Below are 17789 nucleotides of genomic sequence, written 5' to 3'. Positions count from 1 at the left end.
GTACCGACCACCGCGCAGCAACGCACAGCACAGCGCTGTTCCTTCGCTGACCGACTTAGGAGACATACCGTGACATCGGCTGTGACCATTCCCAGGCACGGGGGTACTGGAGGGCGTACGGCCGTTGCCGCGCGGGCGCGGCAGGTCGTCAAGGCGTACGGGGCCGGGGAGACCCGGGTCGTCGCCCTGGACCACGTCGACGTGGACATCGCGCGGGGGCAGTTCACCGCGATCATGGGCCCCTCGGGGTCCGGCAAGTCCACCCTGATGCACTGCCTCGCCGGGCTCGACACCGTGACCAGCGGTCAGATCTACCTGGACGAGACCGAGATCACCGGCCTGAAGGACAAGAAGCTCACCAAGCTGCGCCGGGACCGGATCGGCTTCATCTTCCAGGCGTTCAACCTGCTGCCGACGCTGAACGCGCTGGAGAACATCACGCTCCCCATGGACATCGCCGGGCGCAAGCCCGACAAGGAGTGGCTGCGGCGCGTGGTCGACACCGTGGGGCTCGCGGACCGGCTCAAGCACCGCCCCACCCAGCTCTCGGGAGGCCAGCAGCAGCGCGTGGCCGTGGCGCGCGCCCTCGCCGCCCGCCCCGAGATCATCTTCGGTGACGAGCCGACCGGAAACCTCGACTCCCGCGCGGGCGCTGAGGTCCTCGGCTTCCTGCGCAGCTCCGTCGACGACCTGGGCCAGACCATCGTGATGGTCACGCACGACCCGGTCGCCGCCTCCTACGCGGACCGCGTGCTCTACCTCGCCGACGGCCGGATCGTCGACGAGATGTTCAAGCCGACCGCGGACACCGTCCTGGACCGCATGAAGGACTTCGACGCGCGGGGGCGTACGTCATGACCGTCATGAAGACCTCGATGCGCAACTTCTTCGCGCACAAGGGGCGCATGGCCCTCTCCGCGGTCGCCGTCCTGCTGTCGGTGGCGTTCGTGTGCGGCACGCTGGTGTTCACCGACACCATGAACACGACGTTCGACAAGCTGTTCGCGGCGACCTCGTCCGACGTGACGGTCAGCGCCAAGGGCGCCTCCGACACCGGCCAGACCACCTCCGACAACGGCAGGCCCCCGGTCATGCCGGCCGCGGTGGTCGGCAAGGTCCGCGCCGCGACCGGCGTCAAGGCGGCGGAGGGCACGGTCTTCTCGACGTCCGTGACCGTCGTGGACGCCGAGAAGGACAGCCTGTCGCCGTCCAGCGGCGCACCGACCATCGTCGGCAGCTGGAACTCCAACGACGCCCGCACCATGAAGATCACCTCCGGTACGGCGCCGAAGAACTCCGGCCAGGTCATGGTGGACGCCGACACCGTCGACAAGCACCACCTGAAGCTGGGTGACGAGATCGGCGTGATCAGCGCGGTCGGCACGCACACCGCGAAGATCTCCGGCATCGCCGACTTCACCGTCACCAACCCCGGTGCCGCGATCTTCTACCTGGACACGAAGACCGCCCAGCGCACGCTCGTCGGGCAGACCGGCGTCTTCACGAACATCAACGTGACGGCCGCGCCGGGTGTGACGGACGCGCAGCTGAAGAAGAACGTCGTCGGCGAACTCGGCACCGCCTACAAGGTGCAGACCGCCAAGGAGACCGCCGACGCCAACCAGAAGGACGTCGAGAGCTTCCTGAGCGTCATGAAGTACGCGATGCTCGGCTTCGCCGGGATCGCCTTCCTGGTCGGCATCTTCCTGATCATCAACACCTTCTCGATGCTGGTCGCCCAGCGCACCCGTGAGATCGGCCTGATGCGGGCCATCGGCGCCGGCCGCGGCCAGGTCAACCGGTCCGTGCTCGTCGAGGCCCTGCTGCTCGGCGTGGTCGGCTCCATCCTGGGGGTCGGCGCGGGCGTCGGCATCGCGGTCGGCCTGATGAAGCTCATGGGCTCCATGGGCATGCACCTGTCGACCAGTGACCTGACGGTCGCCTGGACGACCCCGGTGTTCGGCCTGCTCCTCGGCGTCGTCGTCACCGTCCTCGCCGCCTACCTCCCCGCGCGCCGCGCCGGCAAGGTCTCCCCGATGGCCGCGCTGCGTGACGCGGGCGCCCCCGCCGACGCCCGGGCGGGCCGCATACGCGCCCTGGTCGGCCTCGTGCTGACCGGTGCGGGCGGCTACGGCCTCTACCTGGCCTCGGCCACCGAGAAGGCCAAGGAGGGCTCGGCCTGGCTCGGCCTCGGCATCGTCCTCTCCCTCATCGGGTTCGTCGTCATCGGCCCGCTGCTCGCCGGCGGTGTCGTACGGGTCCTGGGCGCCGTCCTGCTGCGGATGTTCGGCCCGGTCGGGCGCATGGCCGAACGCAACGCGCTGCGCAACCCGCGCCGCACCGGCGCCACCGGCGCCGCCCTGATGATCGGACTGGCGCTGGTCGCCTGCCTCTCGGTGGTCGGCTCCTCCATGGTCGCCTCCGCGTCCGACCAGCTCGACAAGACCGTCGGCACGGACTTCATCATCCAGTCCGACAGCGGCCAGCGGATCACCCCGCAGGCGGTCAAGGCCGTCAAGGACGTGCCGGGACTCGCGAGGGTCACCGAGTACCGCACGACCACCGCCGACTACACCACGCCCGACGGCAAGACGCTCAAGGACACCGACATCACGGCCGCCGACCCGACCTACGCGACCGACCTGCGCACCAAGACCGTCGCCGGCGACCTCAAGGACGCCTACCTGCCCGACTCGATGTCCGTGCACGACAAGTTCGCCAAGGCGCACGGCATCCACCTCGGCTCGAAGATCGCCGTGAAGTTCAAGGACGGCCGCACGGCCCACCTCACGGTCCGCGCGATCACCAGCAGTGACGGCCTCATCGACGCCGGCTCCAAGTACACCAACATCAGCACGCTCGCCAAGTACGTGCCGGCCGCCAAGATGCCGCTCGACGACCTGGTCTTCGCCACCGCCAAGGACGGACAGCAGGACGCCGCGTACAAGGCGCTCAAGTCCGCGCTGCACGACTACCCGCAGTACACCGTGCGCGACCAGACCGACTACAAGAAGGCGCTCAAGGACCAGATCGGCCAGCTGCTGAACCTGATCTACGGCCTGCTCGCCCTCGCGATCATCGTCGCGGTCCTCGGTGTCGTGAACACCCTGGCGCTGTCGGTGGTCGAGCGGACCCGCGAGATCGGCCTCATGCGGGCCATCGGCCTCTCCCGCCGCCAGCTGCGCCGCATGATCCGCATGGAGTCCGTGGTGATCGCCCTCTTCGGCGCCCTGCTGGGCCTCGGCCTGGGCATGGGCTGGGGCGCGACGGCCCAGAAGCTGCTCGCCCTGCAGGGCCTGAAGGTCCTGGAGATCCCCTGGCCGACGATCATCGGGGTCTTCGTCGGCTCGGCCTTCGTGGGCCTGTTCGCCGCCCTGATCCCGGCGTTCCGCGCGGGCCGCATGAACGTCCTGAACGCGATCGCGACGGACTGAACCAACCGAGGAGACCACCGCATACGGGGGTTGCGGGGGAACGCCCGGCGCCGGAAGTCCTGAGAGACTCCCCGGCGCCGGGCGTGTCTTTTTGTTTTTCGAGTCCCGCTTCTCGATCCACCGAGTCGGGTGGTGCGCGTCTTTGTCTTTCGAGTCCAGCTTCTCTGCAGGCCGAGTCGGGTGGCGGGCGGGCATAGGCTTCGGGGGTCCAGGGGGCGGAGCCCCTGGTACGGCCACCGCGACGCACGGCGCCTCACAGGGCGACGGGGTTATCCACAGCCCCGGCGGCACACGTCGAGGCGTCGTCGTAGGCTGGAGACCCCCGGTCGCAGCCCGCACCGGGCACTTCGCGTTGCCCACCTCCGGCTGGCCACCACACACACGACACGAAGAAGAAGAGAACGAAAGCCGCCCTGATTGACTTCCTCCCCCGCTAGAGGCGGGGGATTCCAGCGGTCGCCCGCTGGGGTTCCTGCTTCACCGACGACCGCCCCGTCCGGGAGGACTCCCGTTGAGGTCTTACACCGTCTCCACAGGCAGACGCCGCCAGCCCGGCGGTCAGGATGTTGCGTGCCGCGTTCCCGTCGCGGTCGTGGACCGTGCCGCAGTACTCGCAGGTCCACTCACGGACGGTCAACGGCAGCTTCTCGCGGACCGTGCCGCACTTCCCGCACAGCTTGCTGCTGGGAAAGAAGCGGTCGATCACGACGAGTTCGCGCCCGTACCAGGCGCACTTGTACTCCAGCATGGAGCGAAGTTCCGTCCATGCCGCGTCCGAGATGGCGCGCGCGAGCTTGCCGTTCTTCAGCAGGTTTCGGACGGTGAGGTCCTCGATCACGACCGTTTGGTTCTCGCGGACGAGTCGAGTCGACAGCTTGTGCAGGAAGTCCCGGCGCCGGTCGGTGATCCGTGCGTGGACGCGGGCTGCCTTACGGCGGGCCTTCTCCCGGTTCGCCGAGCCTTTCGCCTTGCGGGACAGTTCCCGCTGGGCGTTCGCGAGGCGGGCACGGTCGCGGCGCTCGTGCTTCGGGTTGGCGACCTTCTCCCCGGTGGACAGTGTCACCAGGGACGTGATACCCGCGTCGATACCGACCGCGTTCGCCGTGGCCGGAGCCGGGGCAACGCGGTCGTCGCACAACAAGGATGCGAACCAGCGCCCCACGCTGTCGCGGGACACCGTCACCGTGGTGGGCTGCGCACCCTCGGGCAGTGGGCGCGACCAGCGGATGTCCAGAGGCTCCGCCATCTTCGCCAAGGTCAGCTTCCCGTCACGCCACTTGAAGCCGGAACGGGTGTACTCGGCCGACGACCGGGACTTCTTCCGGCTCTTGAAGCGCGGGTACTTGGCACGCTTGGAGAAGAAGTTCCCGAACGCAGTCTGAAGATGGCGCAGCGTCTGTTGGAGCGGAACGGAGGACACCTCCGAGAGGAAGGCGAGTTCCTCGGTCCTCTTCCATTCCGTCAGCGCGGCGGACGACTGCACGTAGGAGATGCGGCGCTGCTCGCCATACCAGGCCCGTGTGCGCTCCTCCAGCGCCTTGTTGTAGACGAGGCGGACGCAGCCGAACGTGCGGGACAGCTCAGCCGCCTGCTCGTCCGTGGGGTAAAAGCGGTACTTGAAAGCCCGCTTGACCTGCTGCGTCATAGCTCACATTCTATCAGATTCCGTGTTAGCGGGGTGGGTTGTGCGGTCGGCGGAGCGTGCTCTGCCACTGCGCGGCTCCGTGACCGGGATGCGTTTCCTTACCCGGCTGAAGCCGAGGGTTTCCACGCAAGGAGTTCCCGATGAGCCTGCACGGTCTGCTCGACGCCGTCGTCAAGGACCCCGCCCTCGCGGAAGCCATCAAGGCGGCCGCAGACGGCAACCGCATGCACGTCGACCTGGTCGGCCCCCCCGCGGCCCGCCCCCTCGCGGTCGCCGCCCTGGCCCGCGAGGCCGGCCGCCCCGTCCTCGCCGTCACCGCCACCGGCCGGGAGGCCGAGGACCTGGCGTCGGCGCTGCGCACCCTGCTGCCGTCCGAGGGCGTCGCGGAGTACCCCTCCTGGGAGACGCTCCCGCACGAGCGCCTCAGCCCCCGCAGCGACACCGTCGGCCGCCGCCTCGCCGTCCTGCGCCGCCTCGCCCACCCCAGCCCCGACGACCCCGAGACCGGCCCGGTCTCGGTCGTCGTCGCGCCCGTGCGGTCCGTGCTCCAGCCGCAGGTCAAGGGCCTCGGCGACCTGGAGCCGGTGGCGCTGCGCACCGGGCAGACCGCCGACCTGAACGAGGTGGTGGAAGCCCTCGCGGCCGCCGCCTACGCGCGCGTGGAACTCGTCGAGAAGCGCGGCGAGTTCGCCGTACGCGGCGGCATCCTGGACGTCTTCCCGCCCACCGAGGAACACCCCCTGCGCGTCGAGTTCTGGGGCGACGACGTCGAGGAGATCCGCTACTTCAAGGTCGCCGACCAGCGCTCCCTGGAGGTCGCCGAGCACGGCCTGTGGGCGCCGCCCTGCCGCGAGCTGCTGCTCACCGAGGACGTCCGCGCACGCGCGCGTGCCCTCGCCGAGGAGCACCCGGAGCTCGGCGAACTGCTCAACAAGATCGCCGAGGGGATCGCGGTCGAGGGCATGGAGTCCCTCGCCCCGGTCCTGGTCGACGACATGGAACTGCTGCTCGACGTGCTGCCCAAGGGCGCGATGGCCGTCGTGTGCGACCCGGAGCGGGTGCGGACGCGTGCCGCCGATCTCGTGGCCACGTCGCAGGAGTTCCTGCAGGCGTCCTGGGCGGCCACCGCGGGCGGCGGCGAGGCGCCCATCGACGTCGGCGCGGCCTCCCTGTGGTCGATCGCGGACGTCCGCGACCGCGCGCGCGAGCGGGACATGATGTGGTGGTCGGTGTCGCCGTTCGCCGCCGACGAGGAGCTTGCGGCCGACACCCTCAAGCTGGGCATGCACGCCACGGAGACCTACCGCGGCGACACCGCGAAGGCCCTCGCCGACACCAAGGGCTGGCTGGCCGACGGCTGGCGCACGGTGTACGTCACCGAGGGCCACGGCACCGCCTCCCGCACGGTCGAGGTGCTCGGTGGCGAGGGCATCGCCGCCCGTCTCGACGTCGACCTGGGCGAGCTGAGCCCCTCGGTCGTGCACGTGTCGTGCGGCTCGATCGACTACGGCTTCGTCGACCCGGAACTCCGGCTCGCCGTCCTCACCGAGACCGACCTGTCCGGCCAGAAGGCGGCCGGCAAGGACGGCGCCCGGATGCCGGCCCGCCGCCGCAAGACCATCGACCCGCTCACCCTGGAGCCGGGCGACTACATCGTCCACGAGCAGCACGGCGTCGGCCGCTACATCGAGATGGTGCAGCGCACCGTGCAGGGCGCCACCCGCGAGTACCTGGTCGTGGAGTACGCCCCCGCCAAGCGCGGCCAGCCCGGCGACCGGCTGTACATCCCCACCGACCAGCTGGAGCAGATCACCAAGTACGTCGGCGGTGAGGCCCCCACCCTGCACCGCCTCGGCGGCGCGGACTGGACGAAGACCAAGGCGCGTGCCAAGAAGGCCGTCAAGGAGATCGCCGCCGACCTGATCAGGCTCTACAGCGCGCGCATGGCCGCGCCGGGGCACGCGTTCGGCGGCGACACGCCCTGGCAGCGCGAGCTGGAGGACGCGTTCCCGTACGCGGAGACCCCCGACCAGCTGACCACCATCGCCGAGGTCAAGGACGACATGGAGAAGTCGGTCCCGATGGACCGCCTGATCTGCGGCGACGTCGGCTACGGCAAGACCGAGATCGCGGTCCGGGCCGCCTTCAAGGCGGTCCAGGACGGCAAGCAGGTCGCCGTCCTCGTGCCCACCACCCTGCTGGTGCAGCAGCACTTCGGGACGTTCTCCGAGCGGTACTCGCAGTTCCCGGTGAGCGTGAAGGCCCTCTCCCGCTTCCAGTCCGACACCGAGGCGAAGGGAACCCTGGAGGGCCTGCGCGAGGGCGCCGTCGACGTCGTCATCGGCACCCATCGCCTGTTCTCCTCGGAGACCAAGTTCAAGGACCTCGGCCTGGTCATCGTCGACGAGGAGCAGCGCTTCGGCGTCGAGCACAAGGAGCAGCTGAAGAAGCTGCGCGCCAACGTCGACGTGCTCACCATGTCGGCCACGCCCATCCCGCGCACCCTGGAGATGGCGGTCACCGGCATCCGCGAGATGTCCACGATCACCACGCCCCCGGAGGAGCGGCACCCGGTGCTCACCTTCGTCGGGCCGTACGAGGAGAAGCAGATCGGCGCCGCCATCCGCCGTGAACTGCTGCGCGAGGGCCAGGTCTTCTACATCCACAACCGGGTCGAGTCGATCGACCGCGCGGCGGCCAGGCTCCGTGAGATCGTCCCCGAGGCCCGCATCGCGACCGCCCACGGCCAGATGTCCGAGTCGGCCCTCGAACAGGTCGTCGTCGACTTCTGGGAGAAGAAGTTCGACGTCCTCGTCTCGACCACGATCGTCGAGTCCGGCATCGACATCTCCAACGCCAACACGCTCATCGTCGAACGCGGCGACACCTTCGGCCTGTCCCAGCTGCACCAGCTGCGCGGCCGCGTCGGCCGAGGGCGCGAGCGCGGATACGCGTACTTCCTCTACCCGCCGGAGAAGCCGCTGACGGAGACGGCCCACGAGCGCCTCGCGACCATCGCCCAGCACACCGAGATGGGCGCCGGCATGTACGTCGCGATGAAGGACCTGGAGATCCGCGGCGCGGGCAACCTGCTCGGCGGCGAGCAGTCCGGGCACATCGCGGGCGTCGGCTTCGACCTGTACGTCCGCATGGTCGGCGAGGCGGTCGCGGACTACCGGCGGCAGCTGGAGACCGGGGAGATCGAGGAGGAGCCGCCGCTGGAGGTCAAGATCGAGCTGCCCGTCGACGCGCACGTCCCGCACGACTACGCGCCCGGCGAGCGGCTGCGCCTCCAGGCGTACCGTTCCATCGCCTCCGCCAACTCGGAGGACGACATCAGGGCGGTCCGCGAGGAACTCAGCGACCGCTACGGCAAGTTGCCCGAGCCGGTGGAGAACCTGCTGCTCGTCGCGGGGCTGCGGATGCTCGCCCGCGCGTGCGGGGTCGGCGAGATCGTCCTCCAGGGCACCAACATCCGGTTCGCGCCGGTGGAGTTGCGCGAGTCGCAGGAGCTGCGCGTCAAGCGCCTCTACCCGGGGACCGTCATCAAGCCGGCCGTCCACCAGCTGCTGGTGCCCCGCCCCAAGACCGCGAAGGTGGGCGGCAAGCCGCTCGTCGGACGGGAACTGCTGAGCTGGGTCGGGGAGTTCCTGGCGTCGATCCTGGGGTCGTAGCACTGGCGGGCGCGGCCCGGTCCCTTGACACGGGCCGGGCCCCTCCCCATGGTGGGCGCCTGCCGTCAAGTCCGCCCGGTCCGGGCGGACTTGACGTTCGGGGCAGTCGTTCGCGTGGGGGAGTCGCGTCATGGGCGAGTACGTCGGAGAGCCGGCCGGGGACGGGGCGGCGCGGGTCGGGGAGGTGCCGCCCCTGCGGGCCCGCCAGCTCTGGCACCTGCTGGAACCGCTGCACGCGGTGCTGTACTACGCGCCGGAGACCCTTGAGGAGGCGGCCGCCCTCGGCTACCCCGTGCAGGACCGCTGGCCGAGCTACTTCCCGTTCCGTGCCGCGCCGCTGGGCCGGGCCGGCGCCGAGCGGGTCGCCTCGGCCTTCTACAGCTTCAGTCCGCGCATGGTCGCCGAGCACGTCGATCCGGCCTGGACCGTCGCGAGCCCGGAGCGGGTACTCGCGGCGCGCGAGCGCGCGATCGACCGCGCCTACCGCGCGCTGTTCGGCGACCGCGTCGCGAGCCCCGAGCTGGCCGAGGCCGCGGCCCTGGCCCGGCGCGCGGCCGAGGCGGCGGACACCGCGGGCCGCCCGCTGGCCGCGGCCAACGCCGAACTGCCCTGGCCCGACGCCCCGCACCTGCAGCTGTGGCAGGCGGCGACGATCCTGCGCGAACACCGCGGCGACGGCCACCTCGCCGCCCTCCTGGTCACGCGCCTCGACCCGGTCGAGACCCTGGTGTCCTTCGCCGCGATCGGGGCCGCCTCCGTCGAGCGCTTCGAGAGTCGCGGCTGGAGCCCCGGGGAGTGGGCGGCGGCCCGCGAGCGCCTGACCGCGCGCGATCTGGTCGACGCGGACGGTACGGCCACGGAGGCGGGCCGTGGGCTGCGCCGCGGCATCGAACAACGTACCGACCTGCTCGCCGTCGCCCCTTGGCAGGCCCTCGGCCCCGCCGGGACCGACCGGCTCGCCGAACTCCTCGGCGACTACTGGGTCGCGGTGCTGTCCTCCGGGCTGCTGCCCACGGAGTCGACGTTGGGCATCGGCAAGGTGTGAGGTGCGCCATCGGGGGCATTCGGTCGCGGCGGGGAGTGAGCGGGCGCGAGGACGTACGGCCCGAGCTTCGCCCCGGGTGTCAATCGGCTGCCGATAAGGGCGAGTTATGGGTATACATCCTTTTGCGACCTATCTGGCCCGAACCGTGCGGCAGTTACCGTGGGACCAGCAGAAATCCGCCCGTGCGGAGGCGGACAGGGGCAGGAAAGAGGGGGCGCACGTGGCGCGTCTGAGGGACGGGGCGGTCCTGGCCGTCGTCGTGATCTTCGCGGTGGCCGGCTGCAAGGACTTGCAGGACAAGGGGAGTTCGGGGGCCCAGGGCACGGGAGGCGGCGGCGGAGCGGCCCTGACGGCCGCCGAATCGCTGACCGTCAAGGGCAGGGCGCCGAAGACCGGTTACTCCCGCGAGAAGTTCGGCTCCGCCTGGGCGGACACCGACTCCAATTCCTGTGACACCCGGGACGACATACTCAAGCGCGACCTCAAGGAGGTGAAGTTCACCGACGGCGACTGCAAGGTCTCCTCCGGCGTGCTGGAGCCGGATCCCTACTCCGGCAAGGAGATCACCTACAAGCGCGGTCGCAGCCTGGTCGACATAGACCACCTCGTCGCGCTCTCGGACGCCTGGCAGACGGGCGCCAAGTACTGGGACGCCAGCAAGCGCATAGCCCTGGCCAACGACCCGCTGAACCTTCTCGCCGTCGACGCGAGCGCCAACCGCGGCAAGGGTGACGGCGACACCGCCACCTGGCTGCCGCCCGACAAGTCCTACCGCTGCACGTACGTCGCCGCGCAGGTCGCCGTGAAGAAGAAGTACGGCCTGTGGGTCACCGCCGCCGAGAAGGCCGCGATGAAGAAGGTCCTCACCACCTGCTCGGGCCAGAAACTCCCCGCCGGCGGCAACCCGACCAAGGCGCCGTCCCGCTTCAAGGCGCGCTGAACCGGCCCGCCCCCGCCGCGTGCGTCAGTACCCCAGGGCGCGACCGCGCGGCGGAGGGGCGGGGCAGCCCGCCTTCTCCCAGGCGACGAAGGTGTTGGTGCGGGCGAAGACGAACGCCTTGACCGGGTTGGCGGAGTACGACCACGGCGGGCTGCCGACGTATCCGCCGACCGCCCGGAACTGCTCGACGGCCTCCGCGTACCGATCCGTCTGGAACAAGGCCTCCGCCAGCAGGTGCCGCACCATCGGCAGCCGGTGATGCCCGGCCGGTGCCCACTCCACGGCGTCCAGGGTGGCGTCCACCGCCGCCTGCACGAACGGCTGGCGGTACACCGGCTCCTTGGGCTCCCGGGACGCGTGCTCCATCAGCGCGTAGAGGCGCAGTACGGACAGCAGGCTGCCCTGCGGCGCGGAGGCCGCGGCCTGCTCGGCGAACGCGTACATCAGCTCGTGCGAACCCCGCCACTTGGCGCACCAGTACTGCAGGGCGCTGACATGGGCCCCGAAGTGGTGAGGGTCGCGCGCGGCGATCTCTGCCCACAGCGCCCGGAAGTCGTCGTGCGACCAGCCGAGCCCCAGCGCGATGGAGATCTGTGCGATCCAGGGGCAGGGGTCCTCGGGTGCCATCCAGGCGGCCTCCTGGCAGGCGGGCAGCGCCTCGGCCAGCAGCCGGTGGAAGCCCTCGAACTGCTCCGCCGTGGTGTGCTTCGCCAGATTCGCGCCGCGGACCTTGCCCGCGAGGTCCACGAGCGCGTCAGCGTGCACCAGGGCGGCGGCCGGATCGCCGGGGTACTCGGTCCGCCACGCCTTGAGCCAGGTGTCGTCCTCGGCGGCGGCGTGGGTGAGAATGCCGAGCCGGTACCACCGCAGGTCCCAGTCCCGGCCCGCCCCGGCCAGGTAGGCGGCGGCCCGCCGCCAGTCACCGGCGAGGGCGGCCTGCGCGACCGCGTCGGCCTCGGGATCGGGGCCCGCGAAACGGCTGTCGAGCTGAGCGGCGGGCACCAGCCCGTACTTGGCGGGGTCGATGTTGACCGGCGCCTTGGCCTTCGCCTCCGCCCGGCGCGCCCGCGCCTTGCGGGCGTTGCGCGGGACGGTGACGGCGGAGTAGGCGAGGACGCCGGCGCCGGCTATGTCGATGAGGACGTTCATACCGGGTCTTTCGGGTAGGGGCCGCCGGAAGAGGCGGGCGGACAGGCGGCTTGAGGGACGGTGGAGGGGGCGGTCCAAGAGGCCGTCGGAGCACGGCCGCCGCCGGACAGCAGGGCCCGCAGGGGACCCGTACCGGGCGGATCGGCGACCGCCTGGCGCACGGCCTCCTCCAGCGCCTCGGCGAACTGTACGGGCGCCACCGTCCGTACCGGGGGCCCGGACCAGCACAGCTCCCACCGGCACAGCCCGGTGTCCATTGCGGTGAGCAGGGCCAGTTGGCGCAGGGCCGAGCGGAAGGCCGTCCGGGCGAACTCGCGTGCGGCGCGGCCACTGCTCCGGCCGGCCCGCTCCGACCTGGGCAGCCGGGCGGCGATGTCGTCCAGCAGGCCGTGGTCGACCAGGTCCAGAAGGCGGCCGAGGTGGTCGTGGTGGTTGAGGCGGCCGAGGTGGTCGTGGTGGTCCAGGTGTGTCGCTCCGGATACGGCGGCGCCTCTCGCGCCGGCCACCTCGGCCATGGCCCCCAGCAGCGGCTCCGCTTCCCGCGCCCAGCTCTCGCGCCGGATCAGCGCGGGCAGTTCCGCCCAGGGCACCCGCCGCCAGGACAGCGTCTCCCGGCTCAGTACGGCTCGTTCCAGTCCGGCGAGGAGGCGGTCCGGTTCCCGGAGCAGCGCGAGGGCGGGGCGCCGGGGGAGCGTGGCGGTGCGTCCGTCGTCGGGGAGTGCCTCCAGCACCGCGATGCGGTCGGCCGTAGGCGGGTGGCTGTCGTACGGGGACCGCTCCTCGGGAACCACCTCCGGGAGCGGCCTGCGGGCCCACGCGTCCAGCTCCGCCCGGCGGGCGGGGTCCGCGAGCAGGAGGGCGAGCCCGCCGTGGAACTGCCCTTCCGGCGGCAGCAGGCCGGCGCCCCGGCCCATCAGGGCGTACTCGCGCAGGTAGAGATCGTCGGCGGCGTCGAGCACGGGGATGCGGCGCAGCGCGGCGGCCGTGGTGTCCCGTCCGGCGATCCGGGCGGCCACCAGGTCGGCCGCGTACTCCTGCCGGCGGCTCACGGCCTCGGTCAGGCGCAGACACAGCATTGCGTACGCGGAGAAGACGAGGGCCAGATAGTGGTCCGGGCCCCGCGTCGGCTTCCGCTTCACCGGTGGAGGCTTGCCGGCCGCCCGGCGCCGTGCGGCCCGTGCGGCGGCCCTCGCCTGCTCCTCGGCCTCCTCACGCGCGGCCCGCTGCCGCAACGTGTGCACGGTGTGCAGCACCCTGCCGTGCAGCGCCCAGAGCAGGCCGCCCAGCCGGGTGTCGTCGTGCGCGTAGTGGCCCAGTTCGTGCCCGAGCACGGCGTCCAGTTCGTCGTCCGGCAGACCGATCAGCAGGGCGACGCCGAGGAAGAGCCGCCGTTCGCCCGCGACCAGCCCGAGCCACCGGGCGTCCTCCCGCACCATGGCATTGGCCCCCGGGATCACCCGGATCTCCGTGGGCGGCCGGGTGCCCACCCGCTCGGCCAGGTCCCGCACGCGCCGCCACAACTCCGGCTGCTCCCGAGGCGCCAGTGACACACCGGGCACCTCGTCCTGCCCGTCCCCGGGGCCGCGGCTGAGCAGGACGACCCGCACCACGCACCAGGCGATCGCCAGCGAGCCGAGGTAGCCCTCGACGGCCATGACCGTGAAGCTCCCGTCTCGCGCCAGGAAGACGTCCAGGGCCGCCAGCGCGACGAGGAGGAGCAGGGCCAGCACATAGAACCCGAGCAGCAGGCCGAGAACGAGCCCGGCACGCAGCGGTGTTCCGGGCACGCCCCGTTCTCGTACGGCGGTATCCCCGGCGGCCGCCCGGCCGGCGGGGCGGGACGTCAGGCGCATCGGCATCCTTCACGGGAACGGAACGGTGGTGGGGCGTCGATGCCGGGCTCGGACCGGGCCGCCCGAGCCGCCTGCTTCTTCGGCTGTTTCCTCGGCTGTTTCCTCGACTACTTCTTCAGCGCCGAAAGGATCGTCGTCGTCACCTTCTTCGCGGACGCGGCGCCGTTGTCGCCGCCGGCCGTGGACAGCACGGTGACCACGGAGGAGCCGGAACGGGCCGCGATCAGGGTGGTGCCGTTCTCCCAGTAGCCGCTCGTCAGCGTCATCGTGTAGGCCTCGTCGCCGAGTCCGGCCGTGGCGCTGCCGGTCAGCTTCACCTTGGCGTGCGCGTCGGTGTCCGTGTACGTGGCGCACTCGGCGGCCACCGTCCGCAGGGCCTTCATCACGTCGGCCGCCGTGGTGCCCTGGAAGGCGTCGATCTCCTGGTCCACTTCCTCGGTCTTGCTCGCGTAGCCGTTCTGCGCGAACGACACCCCGCCCTTGTAGCCGGAGACCTGGATCCAGGACGTGGTCTCCAGTCTGGTGCAGTCCGGCTTCCCCGCCTTCCGGGCGGCGGGGGAGAGGAACCGGCCGCCGCTGTCCGCGGAACCGTCGGATTCGAGGGTGAGCCCGGACGGGAAGGCCGAGGCGGGCGCCAGCGCCTTCTTCAGCTGCGTGCCCGTGAGCAGGCCGGAGTCGGGGTCCTTCGCCTTGGCCGGCTTGGCGTTCGTGCCGGTACCGGAGTCGGTGGTGGAACCGGTGGATGCGGAGGAGCAGGCGGTCAGGGCCAGCGGAAGGGTCGCGGCAGCGGCTACGAGCATCACGGCACGGGACGGGAGGCGCATCAGGAGTCCTTCTCGGGTGAGCGGTCTGGAGTGACGAGTCAATGAGAGCAGAGCCTGTGAACCGAGTCAACATGACTTACGTTGTGCATAGTGTGCACGCCCGTGAAGGGGTAGATCTTGTGTACATCGGTATGCTCGGTGCACAGATGGGCACCTGGGTGCCTGGGACGAGGGGAGCGAGGCCGGGTGCAGGACAACGCCACAGAGGTGACCGCGGCCGGCATCGCACGGCTCGCCGGGGTGGGACGCGCCGCCGTCAGCAACTGGCGCCGTCGGCACGCCGACTTCCCCAAGCCGGTCGGCGGCACCGAGACCAGCCCGTCCTTCGCGCTCGCCGCGGTCGAGTCCTGGCTGCGCAAGCAGGGCAAACTCGCCGAGGTACCGCTGCGCGAGCGGGTCTGGCAGCAACTCGCCGGGCACCCCGACGGCGCGCTGACGGCGCTGGTGCACGCCGGCTGCGCGCTGCTGCTGATCCACGAGCGCCCCACCGTCTGGCTGCACGTGAGCGCCGGCTCGGACGAGCGCCTGGCCGCGATGCTGCCGGCCGCGCTGGAGGAGGTGCTGACCGCGCGCCTCGGCGGGGCGGCGGAGCCCACGGTTCACAGGAGCCGGTCCGCAGGTTCGGCCGAGCCTGTGAACAGGCCAGGCAGTGCAGGGAGTGTGAACACCGCACCGACCGCCCGCCCTGTGAACGCCGAGCCGGCGACGGCACTCGGCGCGACCGCACCCCCCGCCCCCGCGCCTCCCGGCGCCCCCGCACCCCCCGCCGTCCGCACCCCCACGGGCCCGCAACTCCTCCCGTCCGCCCCACTCCTGCGCGGCGCGGCCGAACTGGCCGCCGAGGTCGGGGCCCGGCAGGCCTTCGAGTTCCTGCTGGGCCGGCACCTGGACGCCAACCCCCGCCAGTACACGCTCACCCCGTCCGACCTCGCCGGTCTCATGGCCGACCTGGCCGGCCCCGCCCGCACCGTGCTGGACCCGGCCTGCGGAACCGGCGCCCTGCTGCGGGCCGTCGACGTCCGCCCCGGCCAGGAGCTGTACGCCCAGGACAGCGCCCCCGATCTCGCGGCGCTCACCGCGCTGCGGCTCGCGCTGCACTCCCGGGCCGGGGTGCACGGCGCCGCCGGCGACACCCTGCGCGCCGACGCCTACCCGGAGCTGCGCGCCGACGCGGTGCTGTGCCACCCGCCGTTCAACGAGCGCAACTGGGGCCACGACGAGCTGGCGTACGACGCACGCTGGGAGTACGGCTTCCCCGCGCGCACCGAGTCCGAACTGGCCTGGGTGCAGCACGCCCTGGCCCGGCTCGCCGACGGCGGCACCGCGGTCCTGCTGATGCCGCCGGCCGTCGCGTCCCGCCGTTCCGGCCGCCGGATCCGCGCCGACCTGCTGCGCCGGGGTGCGCTCAGAGCGCTCGTCGCACTGCCGGTCGGGGCGGCGCCGCCGCACAGCATCCCGCTGCACCTGTGGGTGCTGCGCCGGCCCGACCGGACGCCGGCCACGCCCGAGGTGCTGCTCGTGGACACCGGGAGGTTCGCCGGGGAGGGGCGGGGCGGTCCGGACTGGGCGGCGGTACAGGATGCCGTCCTGGACGCCTGGCGTGCCTTCGAGCGCGCCGGGGGACCGGTGGAACGGCCGGGGCTGGCCCGGTCGGTGCCGGTCATCGAACTCCTCGACGACGACGTGGACCTCGCCCCCGCCCGCCACCTGCCCCCGGCCGCCGCGGCCGACGGCGCGGAAGAGCTCACGGCGGTCCGCGAACGGCTCGGCGCGACCCTGCGCCTGACCGTCGACCTCACCCCGCCGCCGGCCGACCAGGCGCCGCCCGCGCGGTGGCCGCTCACCACCGTCGGTGAACTCGCGCGCGGCAGCGCGCTGGTGCTGCGCACCGGCGGGCACGGCGGCCGCGCGCGCGTGCCCGTGCTCACCGACCACGACGTCCTCACCGCGGCGGCACCCTCGGGCACGCTTCCGGAGAGCGACGAGGAGGCCGTGCTGACCGAGCCGGGCGACGTCGTCGTACCGGTCCTCGGCGGCGGCTCGGTGGCGCGCGTGATCGACGATGCGACGGCGGGTGCCGCCCTGGGGCGCAACCTGGTGCTGTTGCGCCCCGATCGCACGGCCCTCGACCCGTGGTTCCTCGCCGGCTTCCTGCGCGGCACCGCCAACAACCGTCAGGCCAGCAGCTATGCCTCCACCGCGACCCGGCTGGACGTGCGCCGGCTGCAGCTGCCCCGGCTCCCGCTGGAGGAACAGCGGCGCTACGGCGCGCGGTTCCGCGCACTGGACGAGTTCGAGCGGACGCTGCGCCACGCGAGCCGGCTCGGGGAGCACCTCGTGCGTGGGATGTACGACGGCCTCACCGACGGGACCGTCGCGCCCGACTGATCCCTGATCGGTGTGTGCCGGCAGTCGGTCCGACAACGGTTCGGTACAACCCGAACCGGTTGTCCGTGCCGGGCCATATGCTCGATCCGACCATCGCACGACCGGTGTCGTCCGCGGGCGGACGGCGCCGGACGGGCACGTACGCCCTTTTTCAGGCACCAGGCACACAGGAGCGACCATGCAAGGCCAGGGCCATGCGCAGCCGGTGCAGCGGCCGCCGCACGACGCGGTACTGGTCCTGCTGCGTGTGGTGTTCGTGACGATGGCGGTGTGCAGCGCCGGCTTCCTGACGTGGGCGCTGCTGCTGCGGCTGGCCGTCGTGACCCGCAGATCGGTGGACTTCGGACTGCTGGTGGCGGTGGCGGCGGCCGACGTCCTCAGCCTCGTGCTGCTGGGCACCGAACCCGGCGACGACGTGCACACCGCCGGCGGCTACCTGGGGATCACCCTGCTGTTCGGCACGCTCCTGGGCGGCGTCGTGTACTACCTCGTGGCCGACGTGCGCCACTTCCAGCGGCAGCGCGAGGCGTACGCGGCGCAGGCGTACGGCTACCCGCCCGCCGCCTCGCCGTACGCCACGGGGACGACACCCCTGGGCTCGCAGCCCCCGCACACGCCGCCCCCGCACTCCGTTCCCCCGATGTCCGGACCGCCGCTCTCGCAGGCCCCGACACCCGCGCCGCCGCAACCCCCGATACCCGCGCCGCCGCAGCGCCCGGCGCCCGCCCGGATCGACCAGGTGCGCGCCGAACTCGACGAGCTCAGCGACTATCTGCGCAAGCACGACGGGCACCGCGAGGGCGACCACGAGGGCGGACGGTGACCGTGGCGACAGGA

The 17789-nt window shown here is 71.9% G+C and carries 11 protein-coding genes; 7 read left to right on the top strand and 4 right to left on the bottom strand.

Features of this window, described 5'->3' with window-relative positions; translation table 11 throughout:
- Positions 1-69: 69 nt before the first annotated feature.
- Positions 70-858: an ABC transporter ATP-binding protein gene (locus tag ABT137_RS20075; RefSeq protein ID WP_351710630.1), complete on the top strand. Its 789-nt coding sequence runs from the start codon at positions 70-72 to the stop codon at positions 856-858.
- The gene (locus ABT137_RS20070) at positions 855-3434 is read left to right on the top strand and encodes an ABC transporter permease (RefSeq protein ID WP_351710628.1); all 2580 of its coding nucleotides are present in this window, start codon (positions 855-857) and stop codon (positions 3432-3434) included. Before ABT137_RS20075 ends, ABT137_RS20070 begins: the two co-directional genes overlap by 4 nt.
- Positions 3435-3867: 433 nt before the next feature.
- Here the strand turns inward: ABT137_RS20070 and ABT137_RS20065 are convergent, their stop codons facing one another.
- A complete protein-coding gene (locus ABT137_RS20065) occupies positions 3868-5079 on the bottom strand; it encodes an RNA-guided endonuclease InsQ/TnpB family protein (protein WP_351710626.1) in 1212 nt (403 codons plus the stop codon).
- 140 nt (positions 5080-5219) lie between these two features.
- On the opposite strand from ABT137_RS20065, the gene mfd reads away from it, so the two are divergent.
- From mfd to ABT137_RS20050, 3 genes are all read left to right on the top strand, one after another.
- Positions 5220-8753 carry a transcription-repair coupling factor gene (mfd, locus tag ABT137_RS20060; protein ID WP_351710624.1) on the top strand — a complete coding sequence of 1178 codons (3534 nt, stop codon included), beginning with the start codon at positions 5220-5222 and terminating at the stop codon, positions 8751-8753.
- Positions 8754-8883: 130 nt separating this feature from the next.
- Complete coding sequence (locus tag ABT137_RS20055) at positions 8884-9798, top strand: SCO6745 family protein (protein ID WP_351710622.1); 915 nt, start codon at positions 8884-8886, stop codon at positions 9796-9798.
- A gap of 220 nt (positions 9799-10018) precedes the next feature.
- Entirely contained in the window at positions 10019-10738 is a 720-nt protein-coding gene (locus ABT137_RS20050; RefSeq protein WP_351710620.1) for an HNH endonuclease family protein, read from the top strand.
- 24 nt (positions 10739-10762) lie between these two features.
- Here the strand turns inward: ABT137_RS20050 and ABT137_RS20045 are convergent, their stop codons facing one another.
- From ABT137_RS20045 to ABT137_RS20035, 3 genes are all read right to left on the bottom strand, one after another.
- Positions 10763-11887 carry a hypothetical protein gene (locus tag ABT137_RS20045; protein ID WP_351710618.1) on the bottom strand — a complete coding sequence of 375 codons (1125 nt, stop codon included), beginning with the start codon at positions 11885-11887 and terminating at the stop codon, positions 10763-10765.
- Positions 11884-13740 carry a M48 family metalloprotease gene (locus ABT137_RS20040; RefSeq protein ID WP_351710616.1) on the bottom strand — a complete coding sequence of 619 codons (1857 nt, stop codon included), beginning with the start codon at positions 13738-13740 and terminating at the stop codon, positions 11884-11886. The genes ABT137_RS20045 and ABT137_RS20040 overlap by 4 nt, the downstream gene beginning before the upstream one ends.
- Positions 13741-13847: 107 nt before the next feature.
- Positions 13848-14564, bottom strand: coding sequence for a hypothetical protein (locus ABT137_RS20035; protein ID WP_351710614.1), 717 nt, complete (start codon positions 14562-14564; stop codon positions 13848-13850).
- Between the two features lie 186 nt (positions 14565-14750).
- Between ABT137_RS20035 and ABT137_RS20030 the strand changes: the two genes are divergently transcribed.
- Positions 14751-16952: an N-6 DNA methylase gene (locus ABT137_RS20030; protein ID WP_351710612.1), complete on the top strand. Its 2202-nt coding sequence runs from the start codon at positions 14751-14753 to the stop codon at positions 16950-16952.
- 178 nt (positions 16953-17130) lie between these two features.
- A complete protein-coding gene (locus tag ABT137_RS20025) occupies positions 17131-17775 on the top strand; it encodes a hypothetical protein (protein WP_351710610.1) in 645 nt (214 codons plus the stop codon).
- Positions 17776-17789: the final 14 nt, after the last annotated feature.

The sequence above is a fragment of the Streptomyces sp. NPDC001980 genome, assembly GCF_040296885.1.
In the GTDB taxonomy this organism is placed as follows: Bacteria; Actinomycetota; Actinomycetes; order Streptomycetales; family Streptomycetaceae; genus Streptomyces.
Note: the sequence above shows the minus strand (reverse complement) of the source record. Positions and strands in the feature narration are given on the sequence as shown.